The 14,182-nt window shown below is 32.4% G+C and carries 12 protein-coding genes; 7 read left to right on the forward strand and 5 right to left on the reverse strand.

The features are described from left to right. Window positions 1–143 precede the first annotated feature (143 nt). The 3 genes from ACJBCC_RS00390 to ACJBCC_RS00400 all read right to left on the reverse strand — a co-directional run bounded on the left by ACJBCC_RS00390 (window position 144) and on the right by ACJBCC_RS00400 (window position 4,371). The gene (locus ACJBCC_RS00390; protein WP_407556098.1) at window positions 144–671 is read right to left on the reverse strand and encodes an inorganic diphosphatase; all 528 of its coding nucleotides are present in this window, start codon (window positions 669–671) and stop codon (window positions 144–146) included. 125 nt (window positions 672–796) lie between these two features. Further along, window positions 797–3,277 (reverse strand): DUF5686 family protein, encoded by a 2,481-nt coding sequence (locus ACJBCC_RS00395; protein ID WP_407556099.1) that lies wholly within the window; start codon window positions 3,275–3,277, stop codon window positions 797–799. A gap of 116 nt (window positions 3,278–3,393) precedes the next feature. After that, on the reverse strand, window positions 3,394–4,371 hold the full coding sequence (locus ACJBCC_RS00400) for a pyruvate dehydrogenase complex E1 component subunit beta (RefSeq protein ID WP_299098894.1): 978 nt from the start codon (window positions 4,369–4,371) through the stop codon (window positions 3,394–3,396). Between the two features lie 175 nt (window positions 4,372–4,546). Here ACJBCC_RS00400 and ACJBCC_RS00405 point away from each other — a divergent pair, with 175 nt between their 5' ends. The 6 genes from ACJBCC_RS00405 to ACJBCC_RS00430 all read left to right on the forward strand — a co-directional run bounded on the left by ACJBCC_RS00405 (window position 4,547) and on the right by ACJBCC_RS00430 (window position 11,165). Beyond that, window positions 4,547–5,572: a T9SS type A sorting domain-containing protein gene (locus ACJBCC_RS00405; RefSeq protein ID WP_407556100.1), complete on the forward strand. Its 1,026-nt coding sequence runs from the start codon at window positions 4,547–4,549 to the stop codon at window positions 5,570–5,572. A gap of 119 nt (window positions 5,573–5,691) precedes the next feature. After that, the gene (locus tag ACJBCC_RS00410; RefSeq protein ID WP_407556101.1) at window positions 5,692–6,438 is read left to right on the forward strand and encodes an electron transfer flavoprotein subunit beta/FixA family protein; all 747 of its coding nucleotides are present in this window, start codon (window positions 5,692–5,694) and stop codon (window positions 6,436–6,438) included. A gap of 88 nt (window positions 6,439–6,526) precedes the next feature. Then, on the forward strand, window positions 6,527–7,489 hold the full coding sequence (locus ACJBCC_RS00415) for an electron transfer flavoprotein subunit alpha/FixB family protein (protein WP_299098900.1): 963 nt from the start codon (window positions 6,527–6,529) through the stop codon (window positions 7,487–7,489). A 184-nt stretch (window positions 7,490–7,673) separates the two neighbouring features. Next, window positions 7,674–8,288 (forward strand): bifunctional nuclease domain-containing protein, encoded by a 615-nt coding sequence (locus ACJBCC_RS00420; protein ID WP_407556102.1) that lies wholly within the window; start codon window positions 7,674–7,676, stop codon window positions 8,286–8,288. Between the two features lie 15 nt (window positions 8,289–8,303). Then, window positions 8,304–10,103, forward strand: coding sequence for a NupC/NupG family nucleoside CNT transporter (locus ACJBCC_RS00425; protein ID WP_407556103.1), 1,800 nt, complete (start codon window positions 8,304–8,306; stop codon window positions 10,101–10,103). A 237-nt stretch (window positions 10,104–10,340) separates the two neighbouring features. Beyond that, window positions 10,341–11,165, forward strand: coding sequence for a thymidylate synthase (locus tag ACJBCC_RS00430; RefSeq protein ID WP_407556104.1), 825 nt, complete (start codon window positions 10,341–10,343; stop codon window positions 11,163–11,165). A gap of 79 nt (window positions 11,166–11,244) precedes the next feature. On the opposite strand, the gene ACJBCC_RS00435 is transcribed toward ACJBCC_RS00430, so the two are convergent. Continuing rightward, window positions 11,245–11,547, reverse strand: coding sequence for an isoamylase early set domain-containing protein (locus tag ACJBCC_RS00435; RefSeq protein ID WP_299098905.1), 303 nt, complete (start codon window positions 11,545–11,547; stop codon window positions 11,245–11,247). Window positions 11,548–11,834: 287 nt separating this feature from the next. Here ACJBCC_RS00435 and ACJBCC_RS00440 point away from each other — a divergent pair, with 287 nt between their 5' ends. Then, window positions 11,835–12,767, forward strand: a complete 933-nt coding sequence (locus ACJBCC_RS00440; protein ID WP_407556105.1) for a dihydrofolate reductase — start codon at window positions 11,835–11,837, stop codon at window positions 12,765–12,767. 75 nt (window positions 12,768–12,842) lie between these two features. Here ACJBCC_RS00440 and metK read toward each other — a convergent pair whose 3' ends face one another. After that, complete coding sequence (gene metK / locus ACJBCC_RS00445) at window positions 12,843–14,096, reverse strand: methionine adenosyltransferase (RefSeq protein ID WP_407556106.1); 1,254 nt, start codon at window positions 14,094–14,096, stop codon at window positions 12,843–12,845. Window positions 14,097–14,182: the final 86 nt, after the last annotated feature.

Below are 14,182 nucleotides of genomic sequence, written 5' to 3' on the forward strand. Positions count from 1 at the left end.
AGTTGAGAAGTAAGATCAAATTATATATTTATAATGAACTATTTTTTTACAACAAATGAAGAGATGGTAATAAATAATTGTATAAAAAAATAGCCCTCTTGCTTTTAAAGCAAAAGGGTTATTTTTATACAGCGTATATTTTTTTAAATCGTAAAAGTACGTTTCTTTTTATGTTCACTATCATCATAACGTTTTACACATTCGTGATAAATTTGAACAGCTTCTTCAGCATTTCCCCAATCACCAACATCTACTTTCTTTTTTTCTAAATCTTTATATACTCTAAAGAAATGTTCAATCTCCTTTAATCGATGTGGATTTAAATCGCTTATGTCCTTATTATTACTCCAAATTGGGTCAGATACTGGAACACAGATTATTTTTTCATCTGGTCCTTTTTCATCCGTCATGTGAAATACTCCAATTGGTCTAACTTCCATAACAACCATTGGAAAAGTTGGTTGATGTCCTAAAACCAAAACATCTAAAGGATCACTATCTAATGCTAACGTTTCTGGTATAAAACCGTAATCTCCAGGATACATCATTGAAGAAAAAAGCATACGGTCAAAACGAATTTTATGTAATGTAAAATCGTATTCATATTTATTACGGCTACCTTTTGGTATTTCAATTAATACATCAAATGTTATTTCTGGTGTTTCAGACATGTTATATTTTTTTAGTAATTTATATAAAGAATATCGTTGTAAAACTTGAGGCCTTTAGGTCTAAGTATACTGCAAATATAGTATAATGCGTGCTTTTGCCAAAGGAATAAAGGCTTAATGAAAGTTTAAAAATAAAATCCAAAACTACCCGTAATACCAAATCGTCTGGCATCTGGACGATCTAAGTAATTACCTCTAAAATTAAAATCGAGTCTTAAAACTTTAAAAATATTGGCTACACCAAAACTGTATTCATAATACATTCTAGAGTCTGGTGCTATTAATGGAATCTCAACGGGACTGCCTGTAGTATTAAGAGCAATGTTTTCATCAGATAACTCTCCCCAAACCCCTCGTAAACCTAAAATAGCTCTAAGGTTATATTTTTTTAAGAACGGAATTCTAGAAAATATTCTACCATTAAAGTTATGTTCTAAATGAATTGAACTATAAGTATCTGTTACAAACTCATAAAAATCTAACTGAGGAAATGTATTATAAATTGAAAAATAAGTTTGGTTTCCTGGTACTACATTTAATAAAGCTAAGGGAAGTTCTCCAAAAGTTTTACCAGCTTCTATTGATGAGGTTAAACGACCAAATCCACCAATTTGCCATGGTTGTATATATGAAAACTGAACCTTGGTGTAATCAAAGTCACTACTAAACCAGTCACGATCTCCACGGCTAACTTGAGCAAATAACCTTGCAAAATTTGTGTTCTTTTCTCGTCGTTCTACACCAAATCCAGTCATTTCGCGATTTGGAAAATAGGATAATGACAATCGAGATTCAAATTGGCTTAGCTCAGAGGAAATGCCAGTTAATGAGTTAGGATCATTATAGTCTAAACTAAAAGTTGGAGATGCAGAGCTAAGATCTCTAAAGCTACCATCTACACGTACTTCAAAATTTCTCATTGGCTCAATTGAAAACCCTAAATTGGTTAACTTTATATTAGTTAACTTGTCGTTAGAACCTGTTCCGATAATTGAAGACGATGCTAAACTTCGACCTAAAACATCTGTAGAGCTTGTTAAACTAGCTCCAATTTGTTCTACATCACGTCTATTGCCACCAAAAATTGTTAATCTGCTCCGCTTGTCTAAAAGCCATTTTCCAGAAATTCCGTATTTAAATTTGTCATCTTTAAAACCGTAAGCTAAAAACCCTTCTATACGCCATAAGTCATTAGGTCCAAAATAAGTTCGTCCACCAGTTCTAAGTCTTATGCCTTCTACTTCGTTATAGCCAAACGTTGAGAAAATAGGTCCATAATCTAAGTTTAAACTTGTGAATTCAATATAACCAGAAGCTAAAATGCTTCCTAAATTATACATTCTTTTAAATTTCTTTACGGTTTTAAGCGTGTCTAACATTTTGTAAACACCTTTCTCATCTTTACTTAATTCTTCAAGTCTATTGGTTTCCCAAAAATCATCTTCTCTATTGTAAACGTCGGCTTCATAATTATAAACTACCTTATCATAAAACTTTTCATCCTTTGCTTCGTTGAATTTATAATTATCATATATAGTGGTTCGTTTTCCATATATACCTCTTGACTTTTCCTTTTTATTCATAGAAAAATCAGATAGGAAGTAATCGCGTTTTATAAGAAATAGTGAATCATTTAATACGTCAAATTCTTGTTCAATATAGATTTCTTTAACCCAGTTTATATTAGCACTTTTTGAAGCCTGAAGATTAATTTCTTTTATGGCAAAGGTGGAATCATTGACCCAAAAATCGCCTTTAAAGGTTAATTCGTTTTTACGTCTAGGATAGTATATTATATTATAACACCATTTATTGTCTATATATGCGCTATCTGATAATACATAGTTGTAGGTCTGTACACCAGTTTTACTTAATGGACTCACAAAACTTTTATCAAAGAATTTTAGATAATTATCGTAAACGTTATATTCTGAGTAAAGATCATCAATAAAATCTATAATAATTTGATTATTACTGAAACCAGAATTCTTATTTCCTATTAAATCTTCACGCTCTTTACTCATGGTATTATCGCCAGAGATTTTCTTTACCGATTCGTTTAAAAATATAGGTAAGTATGTTTTTCCTGTAACGTTAGAGGTGTCAACTTCCTCAAAAACAAACTCCATACCTTTAAAAAGCTTACTTTTTATTAAAGCGCTATCAATAGTGTTTAGGTCAAATTCTACTTTTTCGTATTGGTCGTATTCGTATTGTTTAAATTGACTTAAACCATTTTCTCGTTTACGGTCCCAAATCTTTTTGAGTATTCTTATAGCCGGATTTTCAGATGCTTTTTTAGATTGTTTACCCGTAACTATTAAAACTTCATCTAGCGAAGATTCCTCTTCAATAAGTGTAAATTTTAGCTCGTAATTAATACGCTTAGCTAATGGGATCTCAATAGTTTTAAAACCAACAAAAGAAACCACGAGTGTTTCCCAGTCTTCTTCAGATTCTAAATAAAATTTTCCGTCTTCATTGGTAATTGTACCAATAGTAGATCCCTTAAACAAAACATTAGCAAAAGGAATAGGTGTATTGCCTTCATCGTAGACGTGACCACTAACTTTTGTCTGCGCAAAAGTAGATGCAAGGCCAAGCATGAAGCATATATAAAGTAGTTTCAATTTCATAATAAAAAATAAACTTCATCAACAACCATGCTAAATTTAACTTTTAGGGTCGCTGATGAAGTTTTATAAACGCAGAAAACTGCTATTTATTTGTACATCACTTTTTTTACTGCTTTAATAACATCGTCACTATTAGGTAACCATTCTTCTAATAAAACAGGTGAGTATGGTGCAGGTGTATCTGCAGTGTTTATTTTTACAATAGGAGCATCAAGGTAATCAAATGCTTCAGACTGCACTAAATATGTAATTTCAGTTGATACATTTCCAAAAGGCCATGCTTCTTCTAAAATAACTAATCTATTTGTTTTCTTTACAGATTCTAAAATTGCTTTTCTATCTAAAGGACGTACTGTACGTAAATCTATTATTTCACAAGAAATATTTTCTTTAGCTAATTCATCTGCAGCCTTATAAGCTTCTTTAATAATCTTACCAAAGGATATGATCGTTACATCAGTACCTTCTCGCTTAGTTTCTGCAACACCAATTGGTACTACGTATTCTCCTTCTGGCACTTCACCTTTATCGCCATACATTTGCTCACTTTCCATAAAAATAACAGGATCGTCATCTCTAATAGCAGCTTTTAATAAACCTTTTGCATCGTACGGATTTGAAGGTACAATAACTTTTAAACCAGGTGTGTTAGCAAACCAGTTTTCAAAAGCCTGAGAGTGCGTAGCTCCTAGTTGACCAGCAGAAGCTGTAGGTCCTCTAAAAACAATTGGGCACTTAAATTGCCCACCAGACATTTGTCTAATTTTTGCTGCATTGTTTATAATTTGATCAATACCAACTAATGAGAAGTTAAAAGTCATATATTCTACTATAGGACGGTTGCCAGTCATCGTAGAACCGATAGCAATACCAGCAAAACCAAGCTCAGCAATTGGCGTATCTATGACACGCTTAGCACCAAACTCATCTAACATACCCTTTGATGCCTTGTACGCACCATTATATTCTGCTACTTCCTCACCCATAAGATAAATACTCTCATCTCGGCGCATTTCTTCACTCATGGCTTCGCAAATAGCTTCTCTAAATTGAATTGTCTTCATATTCTAGTTTTTGTTCTAAAAGCAAAAATAATAATTATTGCTTATATAATAACATTAAATGTGTTTCGAATAATGAAAAAAATTGTAACTTTATTTATAAATAAATAATTAAAATTCCATGATTGGTAAGAATTGCGTTTTTCTCTGTTTGCTAGTTATTATTTCTAACTCTGTTTTGGGACAAGAAACAATTTTATGTCCTTTGCAGTCGGATATTCTGAAAATAGAAAATTCTACTAATATTCCCGCTATTTCGTATAATACTGATGACACCATTTCATTAACATTTCCGGATCAGTATATAAATGATATTTTTGCCAACTATACCATTTATGATTTTTATCAAACTTTTCCTAATACGAGTGGTGCTCTTTTAGATTATTATACTGTGGTGCACAGGAATAAGGATTTAATTAATGAAGTGTATCTTTCTGTACCACAGAACGTTCTAAATATTGAAAATGATTATCCTTTTGGGGCCATTAATAATAACATCATTAATTTAGTAGATGGCAAAACTTTTAGAGTAATAAAGACTTGTAGTAATAATCCTGAGACTGGTCAGTATTGTTCAACTACAGAAGTGGTTGTGCCAGAGACCTTAGATATAAATATCGAATTCTCCTATAATTCCGTAACAAATATTATGAATATTGAAACCGCGGATAATACTTCGCCTTGTGGTAATTATTTTTCAGCAGATTATAAGGGGTTTTCAACAGGGTTGCAGCTATGGTACTCAGATCCTGGTATTATTTCGGAATCTAGTCCCAGTGAACCTTGTCATAGTTTTGAAGAAAAATTATATCAAATTCTAGGAATTGAATGTCAAGGTTTTAATGTTGGTGCTTTATCAATTTATACAGAAGTCGATACAGGTAATTTAATATTGGAAAGAGAGACAGCGGTGTTTTCTTCAGATTTGGTAGTATTACAAGAATATAATCTTTCTATTACTGAAAACAATTTAGATGATATAAAATTTTTTCAAATTAATAATAATCCGTATTTACAAGCTAGTTACCTCAATGATCAACGTTTTAGTATTTACATTTATGATATTTCAGGACAACAAATTTTGAAAGCTGAAAAGTTTGAAGAAAACAGTATTAATATTTCAAATCTATCAACAGGATTATATTTCATTAAAGTAATAGATGTGGATAATCGACAAAAAATCTTCAAATTTTTGAAAAATTGATAGTTTAATTCCATAAAACTGACATTTCACAAAAATTTATTATGCGTGCATAGTAAAATTTCAATATTTATATTTATCTTCGTCGGGAATAAATAGACGTTTAAATAAATCATTTTTATATGAAAATATTAGTATGTATTAGCCATGTGCCAGATACAACCTCAAAAATTAACTTTACAGATGGTGATACTAAGTTTGACACTAATGGTGTGCAATTTGTAATCAATCCTAATGACGAATTTGGTCTTACACGTGCCATGTGGTTTAAAGAAAAACAAGGCGCAAGTGTAGATGTAGTTAACGTTGGTGGAGCAGAAACCGAACCAACCTTAAGAAAAGCATTAGCGATTGGAGCAGATGCTGCTATTAGAGTAAATACACCAGCAACAGATGGTTTTGCTGTAGCAAAGCAATTAGCGAAAGTAGTAAGTGATGGTGGTTATGATCTTGTTATTGCAGGTAGAGAATCTATAGATTATAATGGAGCTATGGTTCCTGGTATGTTAGCTGGTATGATTGGTGCAAACTTTGTAACTAATTGTATCAGTCTAGAAGTAGATGGTACATCTGCTAAAGCAGTAAGAGAAATCGATGGAGGTAAAGAAACTGTGAGTACATCATTACCTTTAGTAATTGGTGGACAGAAAGGTTTAGTTGAAGAAAGTGATTTACGTATACCAAATATGCGAGGTATTATGATGGCACGTAAAAAACCGCTTACAGTTGTAGAGCCGGCAGAGGCCAGTAATGAAACAAAAGCAGTTAGTTTTGAAAAACCAGCACCAAAAGGAGCGGTTAAATTGGTAGATGCCGATAATATAGATGAATTAGTAAGCTTACTTCATAACGAAGCTAAAGTGATTTAATCTGTTATTCCTGTGCAGTCAGGAATTCGCAAATAAATTATAATAATAATAGATTCCTGCCTTCGCAGGAATGACAAAACAGAAAATTATGTCAATTCTAGTATATACAGAATCCGAAAACGGAAAATTAAAGAAAACAGCTCTAGAAGTAGTTTCTTACGCTAAAGCGGTGGCAGACCAAATGGGTAGTTCAGTGACAGCTGTTGCTATTAATGCAGAGCAAGCTGAAACACTTGGGAATTATGGAGCTTCAAAAGTACTTTTAGTTAATGATGATAGTTTAAAGTCATTTGATGCTAAGAAATATGCAGCAGTTATAAACGAAGCAGCCAAGAGTGAAGATGCAAAAGTAGTTGTGGTTAGTTCTAGCGCAGATAGTAAATATTTAGCGCCATTATTGGCAGTAGGTTTAAATGCTGGTTATGTGTCTAATGTTGTAGCTGCGCCATCTAACGTATCTCCATTTACAGTAAAACGTTCTGCATTTACAAACAAAGCATTTGCCAATACAGAAATTACTACAGATGTAAAAATTGTAGGTTTATCTAATAATTCATTTGGTATTGTTGAATCAGCAGGAAGTGCTTCAGTTGAAGACTTTTCTCCATCAGTTCCAGATTCTGGAGTATCTGTAGAGTCTGTAGATAAAGCTACTGACAAAGTAAGTATTGCCGATGCAGAAGTTGTTGTCTCAGGAGGAAGAGGTCTAAAAGGACCTGAAAATTGGGGGATGATTGAAGAATTAGCCGAAGTATTAGGGGCAGCAACGGCATGTTCTAAACCAGTATCAGATTTGGGTTGGAGGCCACATAGTGAGCACGTTGGTCAAACAGGTAAGCCTGTAGCTTCTAATTTATATATTGCAATTGGTATCTCAGGCGCTATTCAGCATTTAGCAGGTATTAATTCGTCTAAAGTAAAAGTTGTAGTAAATACAGACCCAGAAGCACCTTTCTTTAAAGCTGCAGATTATGGTGTTGTAGGCGATGCATTTGAGGTTGTTCCAAAATTAATTGAAAAATTAAAAGCTTTTAAAGCGGCAAACGCATAATTTTATTACCTTTAAAATTCAATATTTTATCTATTCAAATAGATAAGGTAACAATAAGGACTGTTTAAATTTAGAAAACTCCTTTATACTAACATTTTATCGAAAGTATAGGGGAAATTAGCCAAATCTGTATTTTGCAGTTGGTAAAGTCCAAATTTAAACAGTTCTTTGTGTTTTGTAAATTATGAGTTTAGTTCGTTTAAATATAAAAGGCATTTCTTACAGTCAAACCCAAAATGGTGCCTACGCTTTAATACTTAATGAAGTTGATGGAGATCGAAAGCTACCAATAGTTATTGGTGCTTTTGAAGCGCAATCTATTGCTATTGCTTTAGAGAAGGAAATACGTCCTCCTCGTCCTCTCACTCATGATTTATTTAAAAACTTCGCTGATCGGTTTGATATTGTGGTAAAACAAGTTATTATCCACAAGCTGGTAGATGGTGTGTTTTATTCAAGTTTAATTTGCGAACGCGATAAAATTGAAGAAATAATTGATGCAAGAACTAGTGATGCTATAGCTTTAGCGTTGCGCTTTCAGGCACCAATATTCACTTATAAAAATATTTTAGATAAAGCAGGTATTTATCTAAAAGTTAATCCTAAAAAGGAAGACGAAGAACAAGATAGTATTCTTGTTGATGACCTTATTGTTGAAGAAATTGAAGCTGCTTCAGTAGAACAAGAAGGTTATAAAAACACGTCTCTAGAAGAACTACACAAGCTACTAGATGAAGCAGTTAATAATGAAGATTATGAGACGGCTGCTAAATTAAGAGACGAAATTTCTAAACGCTAACTAACACTACATTTTATGAATTATTTTTTCAAGGCCTTTCTTGCTATATTTATTGGACTCTCATCAATTACAGCACAAGAACTTGAAAAACCCATAAATGATTCCATTAACATAGAAACCAGAAAAGATGTTCCACTCCAAATATCTGAGATTGAAGATTCAAAACTTAAAGATTGGCAGTTATTTGAATATACAATTTATGAAAGCTATCCAGATAGTATTCAAGAGCAAAAACAATTTTCAAAAGGTAAAGAATTTCTGAATCTAAGTAAAAATGGAGAATATGAATCTATTCTTAATAGCAGCTATAACAAAGGTGTTTGGCTTCAAAATAATAATCTTATAGTTTTTAAACAAAAAGTCCCTACAACGGTTGATATATATTATGAAATCTTAAAACAAGATACAACAACATTACAACTAAAAAAGGGAGATGACGTTCTTACATATGTATCAGAAGGGCATCCTAGTTATATAATACAAGCAGTAACGGATGATGCTATTATTAAAAGTGAAGGCTTTACTTTCACTAGTTTTTGGCGTGGTATTCTAGGTATGATTTCTTTAATATTTATTGCCTTTTTATTTAGTAGTAATCGTAAAGCAATTAATTGGAGAACAGTTGGTATTGGTCTAGCGTTTCAATTACTAATTGCTGTAGGAGTTTTAAGAGTTGAATTCATTAAAAATGCTTTTGAAGGCATTGGACAAGTATTTATAAATATTTTAGATTTTACCAGAGCAGGTAGCGAATTTTTATTTAGTGGAGTTATGGATGTGAATTCTTATGGATTCATCTTTGCATTTCAAGTATTGCCTACCATATTATTCTTTTCTGCATTGACATCTGTATTATTCTATCTTGGAATAATACAAAAGGTAGTAAAAGCAATGGCATGGTTGTTATCTAAAGCTTTAAAAATATCAGGTGCGGAAAGTTTGAGTGTTGCAGGAAATATTTTCTTAGGGCAAACTGAAGCTCCATTATTAATAAAGGCGTATTTAGAAAAAATGACAAAGTCTGAAATTCTGCTTGTAATGATAGGTGGAATGGCAACAGTTGCAGGAGCAGTGCTTGCAGCTTATATTGGTTTTCTAGGTGGTGATGATCCTGCTCTACGTTTATTTTATGCTAAACATTTATTAGCAGCTTCAGTAATGGCTGCACCTGGCGCCATTGTTATTTCTAAAATATTATTTCCGCAAACTGAAAAAGTAAATACTGATGTTGCAGTATCTCAAGAAAAAATTGGAGCAAATATTCTAGATGCTATTGCTAACGGAACAACAGAAGGTTTAAGACTTGCTGTAAATGTAGGAGCAATGCTCTTAGTCTTTGTTGCGTTTATTGCAATGATAAATGGTATACTTGGTTGGGTAGGGGATGTTACATCTCTAAATGGCTGGATGGCCGCAAATACACCATATCAAAACTTTTCTCTCGAAGCTGTTTTAGGGACTGTATTCGCACCATTAATGTGGTTAATTGGTGTGGCTAAAGAAGACATGATGTTAATGGGGCAATTATTAGGAATCAAACTAGCAGCCAGTGAATTTATTGGCTATATACAATTGGCAGATTTAAAGAATGTTGCTAATACAACTCATCTAACATATGAGAAATCAATAATAATGGCAACATATATGCTATGTGGTTTTGCAAATTTTGCATCCATCGGAATTCAAATTGGAGGTATTGGTTCTTTGGCACCAGGACAACGTAAGCAGCTATCTAAATTTGGTATGAAAGCTCTAATAGGAGGGACAATTGCCTCGTTGATTTCGGCTACCATTGCAGGTATGATTATTGGGTAGCCAATTCTTGCAAAAACAGGGATCTTTAAAATTATAGTTAATAACTTATCATATATAGTAAAGCATCAAATATTCAATTTTGATGCTTTTTTTTTATTTTCGTAAGCTGTCATGCTGAACTAGTTTATTCATTTGATTTACTTTAGTTAAAAAAATATGAATCTTCAATTTAAGCATCTCATCTCAACAAAATTTTAGTTTAATTTAAAAGGATTCTCACTTTTGTGGGAAGTGCACATGAAACAATACCACGACTTAGTAAAACACGTTTTAGCCGAAGGCAACGAAAAAGGAGATAGAACAGGGACAGGTACAACCTCTGTTTTTGGTTATCAAATGCGATTCGATTTAAGTGAAGGTTTTCCCATGGTAACGACCAAAAAGTTACATTTGAAATCTATAATATATGAGCTGCTTTGGTTCTTAAAAGGCGATACAAATACTAAGTATTTAACAGAGAATGGTGTAAGAATTTGGAATGAATGGGCTGATGAAAATGGCGATTTAGGACCTGTTTATGGACATCAGTGGCGTAATTGGGCCAGTGAAGATATTGACCAAATAAAAGAAGTTATTTCAACTTTAAAAAATAATCCGAATAGTAGAAGAATGATGGTTTCTGCATGGAATCCTTCTGTTTTACCAGATACATCTAAATCTTTTTCAGAGAATGTAGCTAACGGAAAAGCGGCTTTACCGCCTTGCCATGCATTCTTTCAATTTTATGTGGCAGATGGAAAATTATCTTGTCAACTGTATCAACGTAGTGCAGACATCTTTTTAGGTGTACCTTTTAATATAGGCTCTTACGCTTTATTTACTATGATGATGGCACAAGTTTGTGGTTATGAAGCAGGCGATTTTATTCACACATTTGGTGATGCGCATATTTATAATAATCATAGGGAGCAATTAGAATTACAATTATCTAGAGAGCCTAGACCATTACCTAAAATGATTTTAAATCCGGATGTAAAAGATATTTTCGACTTTAAATTCGAAGATTTTACCTTAGTAGATTATAATCCGCATGCTCACATTAAAGGTAAGGTTGCTATATAAATTTAAGAAGTAATTATTAAAGAAAAAGCGTTTCGAAATAAATCGAAACGCTTTTTATATTTATAGATAATGTAGTATCTTATAAGTTGATAACACCATTCTCTGCTCCAGCAAAGTCACTCCAAGCATAAGAATCCGCCTGTTCATCATTGATGTAAGATTTACCATCAACAAGGTATCTGAATTCGTAAGAATTGTCTTTTTCTAAATCAACAGTTGCTTTAAAAGTACCGTTTTTTAATTTCTTTAATTTAGTAGCTTTTTTTGCGTTCCACTCGTTAAAGCTTCCAACAACAACTACACTTTTTGCCTCTTCTGCAGGTACAGAAAATGTTACCTTACAAACAGGCTTGCTTTTTAAATACTGCTTTTTAATTGCCATAATAATTAATTTAATTACAAGGCAAAAGTATAAAACAATAAGACATCATTAATCTATTAAGAAACTTAAAACTAAAGAATTATGAATTTCTCAATTTTGACTTTGCATTTTGTTGAAGTAAATAATAAATAAACTCTAATTTTAATGGATTAACAATCCTGAGAATGAATTCTTTATGCCTGATTTTCAACTAAATCGATTGCGAAATGAAAATTTTTAGCAACTCTAAATGATACAGTAATATTAAAATGAAAAAAAAGGTATCTTTATACTATTAAATTAAGATCATGTTTGGGAAGAAAAAACAAGTTTCTACAATAGATAAAGACCAATTAGAGCTTATAGAAAATGCTCAAAAACGAATTAAGCAAAAGAAGCGTTTGTACATTCATTTTGTGGTGTTTTTAATTGGATCTATTATTTTAATTTTATCTGAAACCGTTTTAGGGATTGGAAAAAACTTTAAAATTGCTGGTATTAACTGGTTTGTGTTTGCAATTATTGGCTGGTTGTTTTTACTTATTTACCATTTTGTAAGTGTATTTATCACCAATAAGTTTATGGGTAAAGCATGGGAGAAACAGCAATTAGAGAAGTTAGTAAACCAACAACAAAATAGAATTAATAAATTGAAGGAAAACTTTGTAAAGGAAGAAACTAAAATAGCTCAAACACAAGCTTATAATGAAGTTAAAGATGGCGCTATAGAAATAGAAAAAAAAAAGGCAACTGAGTTAACAATCATAGTTGCTGCTGGAGAAAATAATGCCATAGGGAAAGACAATAAATTAATATGGCATTTAAGTGACGACCTTAAGCATTTTAAATCATTAACAAATGGTCACCATATTATAATGGGACGGAAAACTTTTGAAAGTTTCCCAAAGCCATTACCAAATAGAACACATGTCGTTATTACTAGGCAGAAAGACTATAAAGTACCAGAAGGAGTAATTGTAGTAAATTCATTAGACGATGCAATTGACGCAGCAAGGTTTGATAAACAGCCATTTATTATTGGAGGAGGAGAAATTTACAAACAAGCCATGCCTTTAGTAGATAAATTAGAAATCACTAGAGTGCACTCTAATTTTGAAAATGCTGATACTTATTTTCCAGAGATTGATAAAACAAAATGGCAAGAAGTCAGCAGAAAAACACATGATGCTGATGAAAAGCATGCTTATGCTTTTTCGTTTATTACCTATTTAAAAAAGTAAGACATAACAGGAGAAGTAAAAAAAAAGACCCTAACTAAATTTAGCTAGGGTCTTTTCTGTAAGTGTAAACTGATTTTAAATATTAAAAGCAGCTTTTACTTTATCAACGTAATCTAGTTTTTCCCAAGTAAATAATTCTACATCTAACGTTACAGATTCACCATTTGGTTGTGTAAAAGATTTACTTACCGTTTCATGCTGTCTTCCCATATGTCCATATGCTGCAGTTTCGCTATACATTGGTTGACGTAATTTTAAACGCTCTTCAATTGCTGCTGGTCGCATATCAAAGATTTTTTCAACTTTTTTAGCAATTTCGCCGTCAGTTAAATTAAACGGACAGGTACCGTAAGTTTCAATAAAAATACCCATTGGTTCTACGACTCCAATAGCATAAGAAACTTGTACTAATACTTCTTCACATAAACCAGAAGCGACTAAGTTTTTAGCAATATGCCTTGTAGCATATGCAGCACTTCTATCTACTTTACTAGGATCTTTACCAGAAAAAGCACCTCCACCATGTGCACCTTTTCCGCCGTAAGTATCTACAATAATTTTACGACCAGTTAAACCTGTGTCTCCATGCGGTCCACCTATTACAAATTTTCCAGTTGGGTTGATATGGTATGTTATATCATCATTAAATAAAGGTTTAATGTGCTCTGGTAATTTAGCAATAACTCTAGGTATTAATATTTCAACAATATCTTTTCTAATTTTTGCTAACATTACATCATCAGTATCAAACTCATCATGCTGTGTAGAAACCACAATAGAGTCTATACGCTGAGGGGTGTTGTCATCACTATATTCTATAGTTACTTGACTTTTAGAATCTGGTCTTAAGTAATCTATATCTTTATTCTCACGACGTAGTTCTGCAAGTTCAATTAAAATTCTATGTGATAAATCTAAAGCCAAAGGCATGTAGTTATCAGTTTCGCTAGTAGCATAACCAAACATCATTCCTTGGTCACCAGCACCTTGTTCTTCTTTTGTAGCTCTGTCTACACCACGATTAATTTCTTCAGACTGTTCGTGAATAGCAGAGAAAACACCACAAGAATTACCATCAAACATATACTCACTTTTAGTATATCCTATTTTGTTAATTGTGTCTCTTGCAATTTTCTGTACGTCGAGATATGTGTTTGATTTTACCTCACCAGCTAATACTACTTGTCCTGTTGTTACTAATGTTTCACAAGCCACTTTAGATTCTTTATCAAAAGCTAAAAAGTTGTCTATTAATGCATCACTAATTTGGTCTGCAACTTTGTCTGGATGTCCTTCAGAAACACTTTCTGAAGTAAATAAATATGCCATAAATCCTATTTTTAGGTATCGTGTTATGAAAAAAATGAGATTGCTTGGTCGCTAGAGAAGTCCTTAACTTACTGCTTTAGCATTTT

The organism is Winogradskyella sp. 4-2091 (assembly GCF_045765065.1).
GTDB lineage: Bacteria > Bacteroidota > Bacteroidia > Flavobacteriales > Flavobacteriaceae > Winogradskyella.

Excerpts from the sequence above, each read along its gene's own strand:
- ACJBCC_RS00430 (WP_407556104.1), top strand. The coding sequence starts at position 10,341 with ATGAAACAATACCACGACTTAGTAAAACACGTTTTAGCCGAAGGCAAC.
- metK (WP_407556106.1), bottom strand. The coding sequence starts at position 14,096 with ATGGCATATTTATTTACTTCAGAAAGTGTTTCTGAAGGACATCCAGAC.
- ACJBCC_RS00435 (WP_299098905.1), bottom strand. The coding sequence starts at position 11,547 with ATGGCAATTAAAAAGCAGTATTTAAAAAGCAAGCCTGTTTGTAAGGTA.
- ACJBCC_RS00400 (WP_299098894.1), bottom strand. The coding sequence starts at position 4,371 with ATGAAGACAATTCAATTTAGAGAAGCTATTTGCGAAGCCATGAGTGAA.
- ACJBCC_RS00440 (WP_407556105.1), top strand. The coding sequence starts at position 11,835 with ATGTTTGGGAAGAAAAAACAAGTTTCTACAATAGATAAAGACCAATTA.
- ACJBCC_RS00395 (WP_407556099.1), bottom strand. The coding sequence starts at position 3,277 with ATGCTTGGCCTTGCATCTACTTTTGCGCAGACAAAAGTTAGTGGTCAC.
- ACJBCC_RS00410 (WP_407556101.1), top strand. The coding sequence starts at position 5,692 with ATGAAAATATTAGTATGTATTAGCCATGTGCCAGATACAACCTCAAAA.
- ACJBCC_RS00390 (WP_407556098.1), bottom strand. The coding sequence starts at position 671 with ATGTCTGAAACACCAGAAATAACATTTGATGTATTAATTGAAATACCA.
- ACJBCC_RS00425 (WP_407556103.1), top strand. The coding sequence starts at position 8,304 with ATGAATTATTTTTTCAAGGCCTTTCTTGCTATATTTATTGGACTCTCA.
- ACJBCC_RS00415 (WP_299098900.1), top strand. The coding sequence starts at position 6,527 with ATGTCAATTCTAGTATATACAGAATCCGAAAACGGAAAATTAAAGAAA.
- ACJBCC_RS00420 (WP_407556102.1), top strand. The coding sequence starts at position 7,674 with ATGAGTTTAGTTCGTTTAAATATAAAAGGCATTTCTTACAGTCAAACC.